Raw genomic sequence first — 16889 nt, 5'->3', positions numbered from 1 at the left:
TCCAGCCGGCGCGGCCAGTTATCCGCAGCCTTGAGAGGGGCTTACACATTGCGTTGGCAAGCAGTCGCCCGTGCAATTCCGCGGAGCGGCATGCGTGCCCTTCACGCAGCGTCGCGCACGCCGACACGGCGCTCGGGCCGCGCTGATGACATCGGCTCCTCCTCGCTGTGTACTTTGGCGATGCACTAAAGGCTCGGCACCTCTTCCGGTGCGATCGCCTGCAGGCCGCCGAAGCGGCGCTCGCGGCGATGGAACGCGCCGAGGGCTTCGGCAAGATCCTGCGCCTCGAATTCGGGCCACATCCGTTCCGTGAAGTGCAGCTCGGCGTAGGCGGCTTCCCAGAGCAGAAAGTCCGACAGCCGCTTTTCACCGCTGGTGCGGATGATTAGGTCGACGTCGCGAAGGTTTTTTTCGCCGGTGATGAGTTCGGCGAGCCTCTCGCGGGTGAGATCGACAATGCCCGCCGCGCGCGTTGCGGCGTTGAGGATGGCGTCGCGGGCCGAGTAATCGATCGCGATGCGCAGATGCAGCGCGTCGCCGGCGGCGGTAGCCGCTTCCGCGCGGGCGATGGCATGGGCGATGCCCTCGGGAATGCGATCGCGGCGTCCGATCACGGTGAGACGAACGCCGTTGCGGACCAGCGCCTCGACCTCGTTGGCGAGATAGAATCGCAACAGCGCCATCAGCGCAGAGACCTCGGTCTTCGGCCGACGCCAATTATCGCTGGAGAAAGCATACAGCGTCAGCGCACCGACGCCCTGCCCTGGCGCCGCCTCGACCACGCGCCGGATTGCTTCGACGCCGGCCTCGTGGCCGCGCAACCGTGACATCCCGCGCCGCGTCGCCCATCGGCCATTGCCATCCATGATGATGCCGACATGCAGCCGGGCATCGGGTGTGGCCTCAAGTTTGGGGGAGAGGTTACTTTGCACGACAAAGTCTCCGACTAAAAAAGGGATGGCGGTCAGACCGGCAGGATGCCGAGCCGGGCGATCGCGGTGTCTTCCTTGCCCGCGGCCTTGGCGGCGTCGCGCACCAGACGCTCCAGCACGGCGAGGTAATCGAGGAAACGGCGACGGCCGCTCTTGGTCAGGCGGCAGGTGGTGTGGGGACGGTTGCCTTCGTAACCTTTGGTGACCTCGACCAGGCCCGCCTCCTGCAGAACCTGCAGATGCCGGCTGAGATTGCCGTCGGTGAGGCCACAGAGTTGCTTGAGGTCGGCGAAGGCCAATCCCTTGGGATGAGCCATCAGCGAGGTCAGGAGCCCGAGCCGCGCCTTCTCGTGGATCACGCGATCGAGCCCGTCATAGGAGAACGGCGCGTTGTTGGCTTCAGTCTTCGGCATCATTCTCTCCGGACGCAAAATGCAGCAGTGCGGCCATCAGGAGCTGCCCGACCGCGAATGGCACGCCCATCATCCAGGGCGACAGCAGATGGTTTTGGCTGGCGAGCAGCAGGACCGTAAAGCCCGACAGGAAATACCAGGCACCGCCGAAGGCGATGCTGCGCGGCAGTGTGCGAACCGAGGCGAACACGCCAAGGCTGACCAGCACCTGACACAGGCCCGGCAGCATCCACAGCGTTTCGGGCGCGAACTTCCACAGCATGATCCCCAGCAGCAGGCCGGCGACGCCGGGCGGGAGAAATTGCTCGAACGCCTGCTGGATCATGGCGTCGGCGAGACCCGAATGATGTCGGCGCGAGCGCGCCAGCATCTCGATCCAGATCAGCGCGCCGGAAAACAGCGCGGCGGCCGCCCAACCAGCAAAGAAAATGACCGGTTGCCCGGTCGGATCGTTGAGCCAGAGGAATTGCAGGATCGCGGTCAGCAGAGCGATGCCGCCGGTGGCGGCGACCGTTGCCGGACCATAGCCGCGAAACGCGGTGCCGGCCGCAATCTGGCTGCGGATCGCCAGGATATCAGCCAACGCCTTGTCAAGGTCGCGCATCGCCCACCCTTACTTTGTATCACAAAGTATACCGGGTTACAAAGTAGATGCAAGCGGGATGCGCGAAGCCGCGATTGCGCGGTTACCTCAACAGCTTATTAGCGTGTGACACTTGGCGGCGGCTTCAGACCTTCACCAGGCTCTCGAAACCGCCATAGATCATCCGCTTGGGGTCGAATGGCATCGACTTCATATCGCCCATCGATGATTTGAGCCTGGGATCCGCCATCACCTTGGCATTGATCTTGTCGCGCTGCGCGCGTGACTTGTAGGTGATCCAGGCGAACACCACAGTCTCGCCCGGCTTCTGTTTGACGCTGCGCGGAAACGAGGTGAGCTTGCCGACCTTGACGTCATCCGCAACCCATTCGCGGTAGTCCAGCGCGCCGTATTCGCGCCAGATCTTGCCGGCCTTGGTGGACATCTTGCGATAGGCCGCAATGTTCTTCTTTGGAACTGCGACGATGAATCCGTCGACATAGGCCATAGGTTTTGTTCCCTCTGTTTGTTCGCGTCATTGCGAGGAACGCAAGCGACGACTTCTGTTAGGAGTGGCAGCAGGATGCCTGAACCGGCACCGGTGTGTATTGGTCACGTAGCCGCACCCAGTCCATCGGGTATGGCAGATCCTCCTCGTGACGACCGAGCGGCGTCAGGTCGAGATAATGATAGGTGGCGCTCATCATGTCGAGGCCGCGCGCGAAACACGAATAGGTGTGGAAGATGTTCTCGACCTCGTCGCGATAGAACACGCTGATTCCGGGCGCTTCCTCCATGCCGATGCGGGTGGTTCCGAAATTGTACTTGTCGTCGCCTGAGTTGAGCGCCTCCGGCGTGAACGACACCTCGTAATCGTAGTTGAAATCGTTACCCCCCACGACAGCCAGTCGAAGGTCCAGCCCATCCGCGCCTTGAACGCGGCGAGTTTTTCAACCGGCGCCCGCGAGATCGCGACCAGCGTGGTGTCGCGCGCGGCAAGATGCGGAATGATGCGCTCAAATCCATCGGCCCAGAACGAGCAGTGCTTGCAGCCTTCGCTCCAGTCCGGCGCGAACATGAAATGCTGCACCACGAGCTGGCGACGCCCCTGGAACAGCTCGGCCAGCGTCATCCGGCCGCCGGGCCCGTCGAACACATAGTCCTCGTCGACCTTGACCCAGGGCAACGCGCGACGTTCCTCGCTCAAGCGCTCGCGCGCCTGCGTCAGCTCCTTCTCATGCGCAAGATGGGATTTGCGCGCGGCGATCCACGCTTCGCGCGAGACGACATTATGCGGCTGCATGGGCAGCTTCCTGCGTTGAAGGTTCAACTGACAAATTGTTCGAGCTTGCCAAGCAATTCGGTCCAGCCCTTCTCATGGCCGTCGCGCGCGGCCTCGTTGAAGAACTGCTCGTGATGCAGCGTCAGCAGCGTGCCGGCGCCGTCCGGCTTCAACATGATGGAGAGCTGCGATTCGCGTTCAGGCGTCGAATGCCAGGCCCAGCTCATCACCAGCCGCTCGTTCGGCACGATTTCGCGATAAACGCCGCCGGCCTCAAAATACTCGCCGTCGGTGGCATAGAAGCTGATGCGGTAGCGGCCGCCGACGCGCAGGTCGGTCTCCGCCTGCACCGAGCCTTCCCTGACCTTCGAGGGCCCGAACCACGCCGCTAGTTTTTCCGGGTCGGTCCACGCGGCGTAGATTTTCGCCGGCGCCGCATTGATACGACGCTTGAGGGTGAGGCTTGGGCTGGTTGCGGGACCGGTGTCGCGGCGAGAATCTGGCTGGATGCTTGACTGGGTGGCCATGGGTCTTCCTCCACAAAAGCTGCAAGACGGTCGAGATTATCGGACCAGAAGCGCTGGTAGCGGTTCAACCAGTCCATCGCCTGCTCCATAGGCTTGGCGGTCAACCGGCACGCCACGGTGCGGCCGGTCTTTTCGCGTGCGATCAGGCCGGCATCCGACAACACGTCGAGATGCTTCATGATCGCGGGCAGCGACATCGCAAAGGGCTGCGCCAGTTCGCTCACGGAAAGGCTTTCGCGGTCGCCGAGCCGCGCCACCAGTGCGCGCCTCGTCGGATCGGCGAGGGCTGCGAAGGTGCGGTCCAGGACGTCTTCTTGATACTTAACCATATGGTTTAGTATATGCGCAAAAGATCAGGCGTCAAGCGCCTGCTGCTGATTTTCCTGATCAGTAATCCCGATAGACCCGGCCGCGCCGCGGCTGCTGGTTCAACGCCGCGCGCGGATTGACGTTGCAATAAACGCCGCGCCCGGCCGCCGAGGCCATGCACTGCTGATAGGTCTGGTAAGAACAGTCGCCGGGAATGCCGACGCCCCGGCCCTGAACGCAATAGGGGTAATCGTAGGCGGCGGCGGGGGTCGGGCCAGCCATCGTGGCCGATCCCGCCGCCAGAAAAACCAACATGGCCAGTTTCGCGTTGCGCATGATCGAGTCCTCCTCCACGGCAATCATACCGCGTCACCGGGTCGCCTCAGGTTCAAAACCTCGCGACCCGGAGAAGGTTCCCGAGAGGCGCGTTACTGCACCTTCTCGATATTGGCGCTGTCGATCACTTTCTTCCACTTCTCGGTTTCTTCCACGATCATCTTGCCGAACGCGTCAGGCGGCCCGATCAGCGGCTCACCGCCGAGATCGATCAGCTTCGCCTTGATCGCCGGCTCCGCCAGCACCGCGTTCACTTCCTTGTTCAGCTTCTCGATGATTTCCTTGGGCGTGTTCTTCGGAACCCCCATGCCGAACAGCGCGCTCGCCTCGTAGCCCGGAATGGTGTCGGCGAGAACAGGCACGTCGGGCAGTAGCCCGGACCGTACCGTCGAGGTCACCGCCAGCGCGCGCAGCGAACCGGCACGGATGTGCTGCAGGATCGAGGGCATGTTGTCGAAGATCACCTGAACCTGGCCGCCGAGCAGGTCGGTGATCGCAGGCGCAGCGCCGCGGTAGGGCACGTGCTGCATCTTGGCGCCCGACATCATCATGAACATTTCGCCGGACAGATGCACCGAGGTGCCGTTGCCCGATGACGCCAGGTTCACCTTGCCCGGGTTGGCCTTCACATAGGCGATGAACTCGGCAACCGTCTTTGCCGGCACGTTGTTGTTGACCGTCATCACGTTCGGCACGCGATTGAACGCCGCGACCGGCGCGATGTCGCGCACGACGTTGAATTTCAGGTTGGCGTACAGCGATGCGTTGATGTAGTTCGCCGGATTGACCAGCAGAAGCGTGTAGCCGTCCGGTTCGGCGTTGATCACCGATTCGGTGGCGATGTTGTTGCCGGCGCCGGGCTTGTTTTCGATCACGAATTGCTGGCCAAGCCGCTCCGACAGCCGCTGGCCGAGCAGGCGTGCAATGATGTCGGTGGCGCCGCCGGGCGGATATCCGACCACCCACTTGACCGGCCGCGTCGGATAATCCGCCGCCACGGCAGTGCCGATCGAAGCGGTCATCGAAAGGCCGATTGCCGTCAGGCAGATCGCGGTACGGCGTGAAATCATGAGTTATTCTCCCTGGGGGCCCGGGTTCACCCGGGCCGTTTCTATTGAACTGGGCAAGGGCCGCGTTGTAACAAACAAACATCCATGCGACCAGTGCGACGCAACGCCCTCAAGGCGCGACCAAAGGATTAGGCATGTCCGTCAAGGTGAATGCGCTCGATCATCTCGTGATCAATGTCTCCGACGTGGCGCGCACCGCCGAGTGGTACCGGAGCATCCTCGGCATGGAGATCAGGGTGTTCGATCCGGGCCCGGGCAAAACGCCGCGGACATCGCTGGTGTTCGGGAACCAGAAGATCAACGTGCGGCCGCGCGATGCCGACAAGGTCGAATGGTTCACCGCCGATCATGAAACCGTCGGCAGCGACGATCTGTGTTTCCTGACCGCGAGCACGCCGGACCAGGTGGTCGCGCACCTCAAGGCCAACGGCGTCGCGATCGAGGAAGGCCCGGTCGCCAAACAGGGCGCGCGCGGCACGCTGCGTTCGGTCTATTGCCGGGATCCGGACGGGAGCTTGATCGAGATTTCGTCGTATGAGGATGGTGCGGCGTAAGGCACCGCTGTTTCCGTCATGGCCGGGCATGACGAGCTTCAACAATTTGCGCACCGCCCGATCCAATGGCAGAACTGCTCCCAAGCAATAACCAGGCAGCGGCCAGCTGCACCGGGAGGACATATGTCTATTTCACAGGCAGCGCCGGGAATTGTCGGACCATTCGCCGGCCTCGACGTGCCGTGGCTGCTGCGGATGCGGGCCGAGAGCCGCCGCGATCATCCGTTCCTGATCTGGGCGCCGTTCGAGGCCCCGGCGCGGAGCTGGTCCTACGGCGAATTTCACGAACGCGTCGGCGCGCTGGCGGCGGGCCTGGTCAAGCGCGGCATCAAGCCCGGCGACTATGTGCTTGTTCATCTCGACAATTGCATCGAAGCGATGCTGGCGTGGTTTGCCTGCGTCGAACTCGGCGCCATCGCCGTCACCACCAACACCCGCTCGGCCGCCGCCGAAATGAAATATTTCGCCGGCCATTGCGGCGCGGTCGCCGCAATCACCCAGCCGGCCTATGCCGAATTGATCTCGGCCCATTGCCGCGATCTGCGCTGGATCGCGGTGATCTCGCATGACGCCGGCGCCGTGCCGGCGCAGGGCGCCGCGCGCGGCGACAGTTTCGAATCGTTGTTTGCCGACAGCGCCGACCGGCCGCGCCGCGCCACCGACCCGCTCGCGCCCTGCAGCGTGCAATATACCTCCGGCACCACGTCGCGCCCGAAGGCGGTGCTGTGGACGCATGCCAACGCGCTGTGGGGCGGCAAGATCAACGCCGCCCATGAGGATCTGCATCAGGGCGACGTGCACCAGACCTATCTGCCGCTGTTCCACACCAACGCGCTGGCCTACTCGATGCTGGCTTCGCTGTGGGTCGGCGCAACCTGCGTGATCCAGCCGCGGTTTTCCGCGAGCCGGTTCTGGAACGTCGCGCTGGAACATGGCTGCACCTGGACCTCGACGATCCCGTTCTGCCTGAAGGCGCTGCTGGAGCACGAGATTCCGAAGCATCACAAATTCCGGCTCTGGGGCACGGCGGTGAACGATCCGCCGCCTTTCGCTGCCTTCGGCGTCAAGACCATCGGCTGGTGGGGCATGACTGAGACCATCACCCATGGCATCGTCGGCGAGGTCGATCAGCCCAATACGCCGATGTCGATCGGCCGTGCGGCTCCGGAATACGAGATCCGCATTACCGATGACGACGGTTCACCAGCGCAGGTCGGCGACACCGGCAATCTCCTGATCAAGGGCATTCCCGGCCTGTCATTGTTTTCAGAGTATCTGCACAACGACAAGGCGACGCGCGAGAGTTTTGACGAGCACGGCTATTTCATCACCGGCGACCGAGTCACGCTGCTGGAGGGCGGCTTCATCAAGTTCGGCGACCGCGCCAAGGACATGCTGAAGGTCGGCGGCGAGAACGTCGCGGCGTCCGAGATCGAACAGGTGGTCGCGCTGGTGCCCGGGGTGCGCGAGGCCGCAGTGGTGGCGAAGAAGCATCCGATGCTGGACGAGGTGCCGGTCGTGTTCATCATTCCGCTGGAGGGCGTCGCGGCCGCGCCGGCCGAACTGCAGCACAATGTGATGGCGGCCTGTCGCAATGCGCTGGCCGACTTCAAGGTGCCGCGCGAGATCATTTTTGTCGACGAGATGCCGCGCTCGACGCTGGAGAAGGTCGCGAAGGCGGAATTGCGGAAGTTGCTGGAGTGAGGTGCGCCTTAGCACGTCATTCCGGGGCGATGCGCAGCATCCAGCCCGGAATCTCGAGATTCCGGGTCTGGTGCTAGCGCACCATCCCGGAATGACGGTGGAGACTAGCCATACCCGAACGCGATCGGGCGGAAGGCCTGCAGCAAATGCTGGTCGAGCTTGTCGCCCATCTCTTCCATCACCCCGAACGCCTTGACGTGGGTGAACTGCAGCCGGTAGGCGCGCTTCTCGACGAGCGCGGCGTAGATGTCGACGATCGTCGTCAGGCGCACGATGTCGCTGATCTCCTTGCCGGAGAGGCCGTCGGGGTAGCCGGTGCCGTCGAGGAATTCATGGTGGTGCAGCACCACATCGAGCATTTCCGGCGGAAAACCGCCTTGCGCCGCCAGCGCCTCATAGCCGCGGCGCGGATGCTTGCGCATCTCGTGCATTTCCTCCGGCGTCAGCGGATCCGGCTTGTCGAGGATCGCGACCGGAACGAACGCCTTGCCGACGTCGTGCAGCAATGCGGCGCGGGCGAGACGGCGCTGGTCGTCCTCGCGCATGCCGAGGTGCTGCGCGAAGGCGACCGCAAAGCCGGTCACGAACAGGCAGTGCCGATAGCTGTCGGTGTGGTGGCAACCGACCGTCGTCAGCCATTCACGCAGCGAGGTGTGCTTGATGGCTTTCAGAATCTTGTTCTCGGCCTGCACGATGTCGCTGTATTTCAGCGGCTCGCCGGCCCGCATGCCGTTGAAGATCCTGACCATGACGCCGTGCGCGGCTTCGACGCCGCGGTTCAGCGCCTTGCCGCGGTCGGTCTCGTTGTAGGAACTGTCGTCCGGGAATGCGGCCCGGATGCGCTGCAGGATGCCCTGCGCGTCGAACGGGCGCGCGATGGTGTCGGTGGCGCCGAGCGCCCAAGCCTGCATCGATCCGTGATGCAGCGCGTCCGCCAGCACGAACAGCCGCGGCATTTCGCGATAGGCCTCGGTGCGCAGCTTGTTGCGCACCATCTGCACGCTCTCGGCCGAGCGCAAATTGATGTCGACCACGATGCCGGAGAGATCGCGCGCCGGCGCGTCGGGAATATCCGTGGTGGCGATCATGTCCACCTGGCCGACCGACTGCAGAATGCCGGCCAGTTCGCTGCTTTGATCGCTCCGATCCGACGCCAGCAGCAGCCGGCGCTTGGACGGAGTCTTGTTGGTTAATGCTGTCATAGGACCCCAGGGCCTTGCGGTGATGACCGTCCGCCAAGCTACCGGATAAGGAGTTCCCTGTGGCTTAAGACGTATCGTGAATGTTGATTGATCGGGATCGATAGAATTTTAGGGATTCACTGTCGTCCCGGCCTTGAGCCGGGACCCATACGCCGCGGCGGTCGTTGCTGTAGAAGGTCTCTAACGCCGGCGCCCTCACCGATGGGCCGCGGCGTATGGGTCCCGGGTCAAGCCCGGGACGACGTGGATATAGTTTTCGCATTCTCGCGACGCATTGCGCCCGAGCTGTTGAAAATTCTTTCGCACCCAAAGAAATCAGAGGGCGCAGGGAATGCCGGATGCGCGCTGCACCCGCGGTCTCGTGTGCGAATAGTGCAAACAAAGCTGCACACGAGCATACAGGGCAGCGGAGAGCATCCGACATTCCCTGCGCAATGGCTTTACGGCTTATAACGCGCTCTCCCCGGTGAGACGGCCTCTATTGCCACCGTCGCCCCTCGGAAGCGTTAGCTCCCTTAAGGACTTGACGCCGTTACGGGCGCCAGGACCACACGCTTTCACCGTACGCTTCAGCCGCGACCGTCAATCGCAACTGTCACGTCCACCGCAACCCGCCCCTCGTTGTGACGATGGCCAACGCCCCTCTGAGTGGGACGGGATAACGCAAACTCGTAGAGATGATTTGCTCGACGGCGAAAGCAAAATATTTTTTGTTTCGGGGCTTGACATGATTTCTGTAAATCGGAAGTGATTTGCCCGTCGGGTTGATTTGCCGCACGTGTGCCGCAACATTCTGCTTGCGGGCGGGGCGACTCAGTCCGGCTTTTGCAATTCATCTGAAAGGAAACTACGGTGAAAAATAATGCAATCAGCCGCGGTCGATTTGGATGAATGTTGTTGGTCGGGTCGAAAGTGTTTGGCGCTATCCCGTGAAGAGCATGCGCGGCGAAATGCTGCCGGAAGCCTATGTCAGTTTCTCCGGAGTTTTGGGCGACCGCCTTTACGCGGTCCATAACTCGGCCGCGCCCACCGCATTTCCGTATCTGACGGCGCGGGCTCGCCCGGATATGCTGCGCTATCGTCCGTTTTTCCGCGAGCCGGCGCGTTCGGTGCTGCCGAGCAACCTTGCCGAGGCCGAGGCGCGCGGACCTGGCATCACCCCGCTTTATCCAAGCCTTGAGGATCTCGCTGTCGATGTCGCGACACCGTCGGGAGAAATTCTTAGGATTGATGATGAAAGATTGCTCGGCGCACTGACCGACAAGTCCTCGCCGGGTGAACTGACCATGCGACGGTCCGATCGCGCGATCACGGATTGCCGTCCGCTTTCGCTGCTTGCGACCCGGACGATTGACGGCATCGGCCGCGCGGTGGGTTTGAGGCTCGACAAGCGCCGCTTTCGCGAAAACCTTTATGTCGATCTCAATTCCGGCGAAAGCTTTGCCGAAGACGCCTTCGTCGGCCGGCGGCTTCGGATCGGCCCGAAACTGACGGTTCACATTCTGGAACGCGACATCCGTTGCCGCATGATCAACATAGATCCGGAGTCGCTGGAGGAGAACACCGATATTTTGCAGTATGTCGCCAAGAATCATGACAACAGAGCCGGCGTCTACGCCGCCGTGCTGGTGGAGGGATTGGTTCGCCCGGGTGACGAGATCATTCTTGAGGATTAGGAGCGGTGTCGGGCGGCTGTCCTTAACCCGCAGATCCATACGAGATGGCGGATTAAAGCGAATCCGCCCTACGGCCTCGCGCTTGCGGCACGGAGCTTGACTTCAACCCATATTCGTCTCAACCGCGAGAGCGGCGACGAAGCGATCGAGTTCTTCCTCGGTCGTGTAGAGCGCGGGGCTGACGCGAATGCACTGCCCCCTGGCTACGCCATCGCGGCGCACGGTGAGAACCTTGTGCCTGTCGCGCAAGGCGACAACCAGCGCATTGTTGTCCTCGCGCGATCCCTTGTTCTTGACCCGGAATGAAGTGATCCCTGCAGCCAACCCCGGCTCGTCCGGCGTCAGCACCTCGATGTTCGGCAACGCGCGCGCCTTTGCGACCCAGCGGTCGCGCAGATAGCGCAGACGTGCGGCCTTGGCCGCCGTGCCGATGGTCTCGTGTAACTTCAACGCCAGCGGAAGCGTCAGGATGGTCGCAAAATTCGCGGTACCGGTATGGACGCGCGTGCGGATGTCGTTCGGATCGAAACTGCCGTCGCCATAGTGCCGGTCGATCGCGTCGAGACGGCCCTTCCGAATATAGAGGAAGCCTATGCCGACCGGCGCCCCGATCCATTTGTGCAGGTTGAAGCCGATGAAATCGACGCCGAGATCGGCGATCTGAAAATCGACCTGACCCCATGAATGCGCGGCATCGAGAATGACGTCGATGTTCTTCTCACGCGCCATCGCGGCGATTTCCTTGACCGGGATGATCAATCCGGTGCGATGGCTGAGATGGGTAAGCAGGATCAGCTTCAGCTTCGGCGTTTCGCGGATGGCTTTGGCGTAGGCATCGAGAATGGCCTGCCTGGTGGCAGGTTCCGGCAGCGCGATCTTGAAAACGCCGACGCCGCGCCGGTCTTTCAGCCACTCCATCGCGAATTGCATCGAGTCATAGTCGAGATCGGCGTAGAGAACGGAATCGCCGGGCTGGAGACGGTTATAGTTGACGATGAGATTCTGCAGCGCCTCGGTCGCCCCCCGGGTGATGGCGATCTCGTCCTTGTCGACACCGGCCGTACGTGCGAGCGCGCTGACGACCGCGTCGGAATCCGCGCCGAATTTGGTGCGGGCATAGGCGGTATTCTGCTGATTGATCCTCTCGGTCTGGCGAACGAATTCAGCAAGAACCGGCCTGGCCATGATGCCCCAATAGCCGTTCTCCAGATTGGCCATGCTGCGATCGACGTCATAGAGCGACGCGACTTGCTCCCAGAACGTCCGGTCCTGCGCGATGCTGTCGCCAGTCCGCGTGAACGACGGAAGTGACGATGCGCCATTTTGCGCGCTGGCGCTGCTGGCCGTGACGATAGCCGCCGCCGTGCCACCCAGCACGCCGCGCCTGGAAAACTGCGGGGTCCGGTTCATGATAGCCTCCCTCGGATCAGGGGCGCTTGATCTCAATTTGAGACGACAGCTTCATGACATCAGCGTGTAAGGCGGGTTCTCCTTGACCCGCCGATCGGTACGAGATGGCGGATTAAGGGGACGTCGCTCTACGAGCTTCAATTTAGCACAGTCCGTCGGCACGTGGTCTTGATTTCGGCGAAAGCGATGCCGAAGTTTCGCAGGTGTCAACGTCAGGAAAGAATCACATGGCCACCTTTATCCTCATCGCCGGAGGCTGGCAGGGCGGCTGGGTCTACCAACAGGTGGCCGAGATACTTGCCGCGCACGGGCACAAAGCCTTGCCGATCACGCTCTCAGGGCTCGGCGATGAACCCGCCCCGACGGCGAATCTTGAAACCCACATTGGTGAGGTCGTCAGTACCGTGAAGTCGCAGCAGGGCGACGTGGTCCTTGTTGGTCAATCCTACGGCGGGATGGTCGTGAGCGGCGCGGCCGATGCTGCGCCGTCGAAAATCCGGGCGCTGGTCTATGTGGACGCCTATGTGCCTGATTCCGGCGACTCGGTCTGGTCGCTGACGACGCCGCGTTTTCGAGACATGTTCGTCACGGGCGCGCAGGCCGACGGACTAAACTCCGCGCCGCCTCCCACGCTTGACCCGCGCTGCCGGCCGCATCCGATGGGGACGTTTCTCCAGTCGATCAATCTCAGCGGACGCTGGCGCGAAGTGCCGCGCAAGACCTTCGTCGGCGCGCATGGATGGGAGGGAAGTCCGTTCCTCGACCTTTATCAACGCCTGAGCCGCGAGCCGGAGTGGTCGACCTTTGCCTTCGATTGCGGGCACAATGTAGCACGGCTGCAGCCCGAGGCTTTGGCCGAGATATTGCTGGCGCAGGTTTGAGCAACTAACGACTGCGAACCATCCAAAGCGGAAGCTTAGCTGCGTAGGGCCTTGAGGGTCAGTCCGCGGGGGGGCGCGCAGGAATTACGCATTTCAAGTCGGCGTGTGTATCCTGTGCGTAGATCGCGCCATTACGGGTTAGGAGAGAGAGATGACCGATCACGTATGGGTCAGCAAGGCTATGCAAACTTCCATGCTCATTTTGTATGCCTACACGGATATCTTCCAGAATGATCGAGCGCGGGCTATCGAAGGAGTAACGCGCAACGATCGTGGCGAATTCGTTTCCGCGGACATGTGCCCTAAGCGTGTATGGCTCGACAAAGACGAGGATCGTTCCATCCCCGATATGTTTTTTGCGGAGGGGCAATGTATCGTGTCCGCTCGCGTGGCAGAAATCTTGAGTCAATTCGATCTCGGCAATGGGGCGCTCTACCCAGTTACTGAAGGGGCGTTCCGAAGTGACAACACGACCCCGATCGCAGGATCATATTTCTCCTGGATATTTGGAGGCATGAAGAGCGCATTTTTGGAAGCCCACTCTCCGGCTGCAAGGCCGAACAGCGGAGGCAGTCGGGACTGGTGCGTATTTCCATTCGCGATGTCTGACGGTGCGATCGCGGTTTCTCGCGATGCGCTGGGTGGATCTGACGTTTGGGTTGACCCTCTGCTTCTGAAATCGATCTTCGTAAGCGGAGCGCTGGGCGATGCGCTGGAGGCCGCGGGCCTTCGCGAAGCTCTTTGCCTGTTCAAGTGTCAAATTATTTAAGGCTGAGCCCGTTAAAGGTCCAAACGGGAGTTACGTTGACAGTGCGTAGGGCGTGCTTCCCCGTCATTGCGAGCGAAGCGAAGCAATCCATAGCGCGGCATGCGGAGGAATGGATTGCTTCGCTGCGCTCGCAATGACGGGTGTGGGAGTTTCGCGCCAACAACGCAAAAATCCGCCGGAGACATCTCCGGCGGATCGTTGTTGTTGCGTAACTTGAGTCGCCCTACGCCTTCATGTTCGCCTTCACCGCCTCCGCCGTGATCGGCAACGCCCGAACGCGGGCGCCGCAGGCGTTGAAGATGGCGTTGCCGAGCGCGGGCGCGATCACCGTCACCGCCGGCTCGCCGACGCCGGTCGGCTTTTCGCCGTTGGCGATGACGTTGACGGCGACTTCCGGCACCTGGCTCATGCGCAGCGGGGTGTAGGTATCGAAGTTGGTCTGTTCGATACCGCCGTCCTTCAGCGTCGCCTTTTCATACATCGCGAGCGACAGGCCCCACAGCGCCGCGCCCTCGACCTGGGCGCGGATGTTGTCGGGATGCACCTGCATGCCGACGTCGGTGGCCACGGTCAGTTTCTTGACCTTGACCTCGCCGCTCGGCGACACCGCGACATGGGCCACGCAGGCGGTCCAGCTCGCGGTGGCCCGTTCCTGCGACGACACGCAGGCTACGCCCATGCCTTCGCCCTTGGGGAGTTTGACGGTGCCGTAGCCGGCCATGCCCATCGCCGCAAGGAGTGTGCTGCGCAGACGCTGCGCCCCACCATCGTTCTTGCCCTTGCCGTCAAGCAGGGAGATCCGGTACTCGGCGGGATCCTTGCCGGCGGCATGGGCGAGTTCGTCGATCATGCTTTCGACCGCCCAGAAGGTCCAGCCCGGTGCAACCGACCGCAGCTGTCCCGACGGGGTGGCGTTGTGCGCCATCTCGTTCTTGATGGCGCGCACATTGTGATTGGGCACGGAATAGAAGAAATCCGCGCCGTTCACGGTGAACGCATCCAGCGGCCCCTTCTTGTCGACCGAAGGCGACAGGAAATCGGGGATGCCCCAGCGCTGCGTCGGCCACGCGCTGACCACGTCGTGATTGAGCGCGATCAGCTTGCCGTCGCCGTCGAGGCCCGCCTTGACCTTCTGGAAGGTCAGGGGGCGCGAATAGTCCATGGTCATGTCGTTTTCGCGGGAGTAGATCACCTTGACCGGCTTGCCGACGGCTTTCGCCGCCTGCACGGCGGGCACCATCATGTCGGCGTCGAGACGCCGGCCGAAGCCGCCGCCCAGCCACATCTGATGCATCACGACGTACTTTGGATCGATCCCGGCGGCGCCCGCCGCGATCGCGCCGGAGCGCGTCGCGAACTGGTTGCCGGAATAGATATTCAGGATGTCGCCCTTGAACTCCGCGGTGGCGTTCATCGGCTCGAGCGGCGCATGGATGTTGATGCTGGTGGTGTATTCCGCCTCCAGCACCTTCGCCGCGGTACCGAAGGCCGCCGCGGTGTCACCGTCCTTGACGAAGAACTGCCCGGAATCATCCAGTTTCTGCAGCCGCTTCGCCTCATCGAGCAGCGACTCGCTCGACAGCTTGGCGTTCGGACCACCGTCATAGGCGATCTTCAGCGCTCCCGCCGCTTTCTTCGCATTGGCATAGGTATTGGCTACCGCCACCACCCAGCCAGTCGTGCTGCCGGTCTTGTCGTCGAGCGTCACCACCTTGATGAAGCCCGGCACTTTCTTGGCCGCGGAATCATCGACCGATTTCACTGTGGCGCCAAACCGCACCGGCGGGGTCACCACAGCGCCGTAGACCATGCCCGGCACATTGACGTCGATGCCGTATTTGGCCGTGCCGTTGCTCTTCGGGGGAATGTCGAGCTGCGGCACCGAAACGCCGACCATGGTGTATTGATCCGGCGTCTTGAGCTTGATCGCCTTGAGCTCATCGGGTGTGAAAGTCTTGGTGATCTTGCCGCTCTTGACGATGTCGGCAAAACTCATCGACTTCTTCGACTTCGGATGCGACACGGTGGAATCGCGCACCACCAGTTCGCCGGCGGGAACGCCCATGATCGTGGCCGCCGCCTGCGTCAGCGCGATCCGCCCCGCGGCGCCCGCGCGGCTCATCGCATCGAAGTTCATCATCGTCGACCAGCTGCCGCCGGTGATCTGCGCGCCCAGGACGGGATCGTTGAACTTCGGATCGTTGGAGGCCAGCTGAACCCGCATGTCCTTCCAGGACGAGCCGAGCTCTTCGGAAACGATCTGCGCCATGGTCGAGGCGATGTGCTGGCCCATATCGGCCTTGCCGCACGTCACGGTGACCAGGCCATCCGGCCCGATCGAGTACCAGACGCTGGGATCGAACTTGGCCGGTGCCGCCAGCGCCTGATCGGCGCCGAGCAGGCCTGGGACGGCGGAGTAGCCGAGCGCAAGGCCCGCGGCGGCGGTGCCGACGAGGAAGGAGCGGCGGCTGAGGTCGGCGGGTTCGCCGGATATCTTTTTCACGTGCGTATTCATGTGGGCCTCCGCTCGGTGCCGGCGTTGGACGCGGTGCGCATGTCGGCGGCGGCGCGCAGGATCGCCTTCTGGATGCGGGAATAGGTCATGCAACGGCACAGATTGCCGTCCATATGCGCAACCACTTCTTCCTTGGTCGGATTGGAATTCTTGGACAGCAGGGACGCCGCCTGCATGATCTGGCCGGACTGGCAGTAGCCGCATTGCGGCACCTGCTCGAGGATCCAGGCCTTCTGCAGCGGATGATCGCTCTTGGGGCTGAGGCCTTCAATGGTGGTGATCTTCTTGCCGACGGCGTCGCTGACCAGGGTCTGGCAGGACCTGACGGCTTCGCCGTTGACGTGAATCGTGCAGGCGCCACACAGGCCGGCGCCGCATCCGAATTTCGTGCCGGTCATCTGCAATTGCTCGCGGATGACCCATAGCAGCGGCGTATCGCCCGCCGCCTCGACGGACATATTCCGCCCGTTGATGTTCAGATTAGGCATTTGCGCTTCCCCTTCCGATGTATGAAGCCGCTTACGGCGGCAGCTCACTGTTGGGTATTCCTGGCACCCACCGGCTCGATGTCAGTTGGCGCGCAGAATGATACCGATCGGAATTAGAGGCAATGCAATTTGGAATCGTTCGAAGAGAATAAAATTTTGAAAAATCTGGTTGTGCGCTGCGGCAAGATCGTGCGCGTGCAATTGAGATTTCGAATGCCCGCGGCGTGGGCACGGTCCG

General features: G+C 62.3%; 17 protein-coding genes and 1 pseudogene. 5 read left to right on the top strand and 13 right to left on the bottom strand.

All coding sequences use genetic code 11. The features are described 5' to 3' along the window. Positions 1-185: 185 nt before the first annotated feature. The 9 genes and pseudogenes from JQ641_RS08190 to JQ641_RS08150 form a co-directional block, all read right to left on the bottom strand. A complete protein-coding gene (locus JQ641_RS08190) occupies positions 186-932 on the bottom strand; it encodes a di-trans,poly-cis-decaprenylcistransferase (RefSeq protein ID WP_211995474.1) in 747 nt (248 codons plus the stop codon). Positions 933-964: 32 nt separating this feature from the next. Next, entirely contained in the window at positions 965-1348 is a 384-nt protein-coding gene (locus JQ641_RS08185; RefSeq protein ID WP_502754936.1) for a transcriptional regulator, read from the bottom strand. Further along, complete coding sequence (locus JQ641_RS08180; protein ID WP_211995472.1) at positions 1332-1949, bottom strand: hypothetical protein; 618 nt, start codon at positions 1947-1949, stop codon at positions 1332-1334. The genes JQ641_RS08185 and JQ641_RS08180 overlap by 17 nt, the downstream gene beginning before the upstream one ends. A gap of 124 nt (positions 1950-2073) precedes the next feature. After that, positions 2074-2436, bottom strand: a complete 363-nt coding sequence (locus JQ641_RS08175) for a DUF1428 domain-containing protein (protein WP_192736337.1) — start codon at positions 2434-2436, stop codon at positions 2074-2076. Between the two features lie 58 nt (positions 2437-2494). After that, positions 2495-3231, bottom strand: a pseudogene (locus JQ641_RS08170) (DUF899 domain-containing protein). A 23-nt stretch (positions 3232-3254) separates the two neighbouring features. Next, on the bottom strand, positions 3255-3632 hold the full coding sequence (locus tag JQ641_RS08165) for an SRPBCC family protein (protein WP_349628522.1): 378 nt from the start codon (positions 3630-3632) through the stop codon (positions 3255-3257). Beyond that, on the bottom strand, positions 3599-4066 hold the full coding sequence (locus JQ641_RS08160; protein WP_211995471.1) for an ArsR/SmtB family transcription factor: 468 nt from the start codon (positions 4064-4066) through the stop codon (positions 3599-3601). Before JQ641_RS08160 ends, JQ641_RS08165 begins: the two co-directional genes overlap by 34 nt. 58 nt (positions 4067-4124) lie before the next feature. Further along, positions 4125-4409, bottom strand: coding sequence for a DUF3551 domain-containing protein (locus JQ641_RS08155; RefSeq protein WP_349628518.1), 285 nt, complete (start codon positions 4407-4409; stop codon positions 4125-4127). 65 nt (positions 4410-4474) lie between these two features. Next, on the bottom strand, positions 4475-5452 hold the full coding sequence (locus JQ641_RS08150) for a Bug family tripartite tricarboxylate transporter substrate binding protein (protein ID WP_211995470.1): 978 nt from the start codon (positions 5450-5452) through the stop codon (positions 4475-4477). Positions 5453-5586: 134 nt separating this feature from the next. On the opposite strand from JQ641_RS08150, the gene JQ641_RS08145 reads away from it, so the two are divergent. Together JQ641_RS08145 and JQ641_RS08140 are read left to right on the top strand one after the other, a co-directional pair. Beyond that, positions 5587-6006: a VOC family protein gene (locus JQ641_RS08145; RefSeq protein WP_211995469.1), complete on the top strand. Its 420-nt coding sequence runs from the start codon at positions 5587-5589 to the stop codon at positions 6004-6006. Between the two features lie 123 nt (positions 6007-6129). Next, entirely contained in the window at positions 6130-7710 is a 1581-nt protein-coding gene (locus JQ641_RS08140; RefSeq protein ID WP_211995468.1) for an AMP-binding protein, read from the top strand. Positions 7711-7814: 104 nt separating this feature from the next. Here JQ641_RS08140 and JQ641_RS08135 read toward each other — a convergent pair whose 3' ends face one another. After that, complete coding sequence (locus tag JQ641_RS08135; protein ID WP_211995467.1) at positions 7815-8912, bottom strand: HD-GYP domain-containing protein; 1098 nt, start codon at positions 8910-8912, stop codon at positions 7815-7817. A gap of 887 nt (positions 8913-9799) precedes the next feature. Here JQ641_RS08135 and JQ641_RS08130 point away from each other — a divergent pair. Next, positions 9800-10588 carry an MOSC domain-containing protein gene (locus tag JQ641_RS08130; protein ID WP_283815172.1) on the top strand — a complete coding sequence of 263 codons (789 nt, stop codon included), beginning with the start codon at positions 9800-9802 and terminating at the stop codon, positions 10586-10588. Positions 10589-10690: 102 nt separating this feature from the next. Here JQ641_RS08130 and JQ641_RS08125 read toward each other — a convergent pair whose 3' ends face one another. Then, positions 10691-11998 (bottom strand): aminotransferase class V-fold PLP-dependent enzyme, encoded by a 1308-nt coding sequence (locus JQ641_RS08125; protein WP_211995465.1) that lies wholly within the window; start codon positions 11996-11998, stop codon positions 10691-10693. Positions 11999-12225: 227 nt separating this feature from the next. Between JQ641_RS08125 and JQ641_RS08120 the strand changes: the two genes are divergently transcribed. Then, a complete protein-coding gene (locus JQ641_RS08120; RefSeq protein WP_211995464.1) occupies positions 12226-12879 on the top strand; it encodes an alpha/beta fold hydrolase in 654 nt (217 codons plus the stop codon). Between the two features lie 151 nt (positions 12880-13030). Then, positions 13031-13648, top strand: coding sequence for a hypothetical protein (locus JQ641_RS08115; protein ID WP_211995463.1), 618 nt, complete (start codon positions 13031-13033; stop codon positions 13646-13648). A gap of 223 nt (positions 13649-13871) precedes the next feature. Here JQ641_RS08115 and JQ641_RS08110 read toward each other — a convergent pair whose 3' ends face one another. Further along, entirely contained in the window at positions 13872-16163 is a 2292-nt protein-coding gene (locus JQ641_RS08110) for a xanthine dehydrogenase family protein molybdopterin-binding subunit (protein ID WP_211995462.1), read from the bottom strand. Then, on the bottom strand, positions 16160-16651 hold the full coding sequence (locus tag JQ641_RS08105) for a (2Fe-2S)-binding protein (protein WP_192736324.1): 492 nt from the start codon (positions 16649-16651) through the stop codon (positions 16160-16162). The genes JQ641_RS08110 and JQ641_RS08105 overlap by 4 nt, the downstream gene beginning before the upstream one ends. Positions 16652-16889 lie beyond the last annotated feature (238 nt).

The sequence above is a fragment of the Bradyrhizobium sp. JYMT SZCCT0180 genome (assembly GCF_018130165.1).
GTDB lineage: Bacteria > Pseudomonadota > Alphaproteobacteria > Rhizobiales > Xanthobacteraceae > Bradyrhizobium.
The sequence above is the reverse complement of the archived record's forward strand: the minus strand, read 5'-3'. Positions and strand labels throughout refer to the sequence as shown.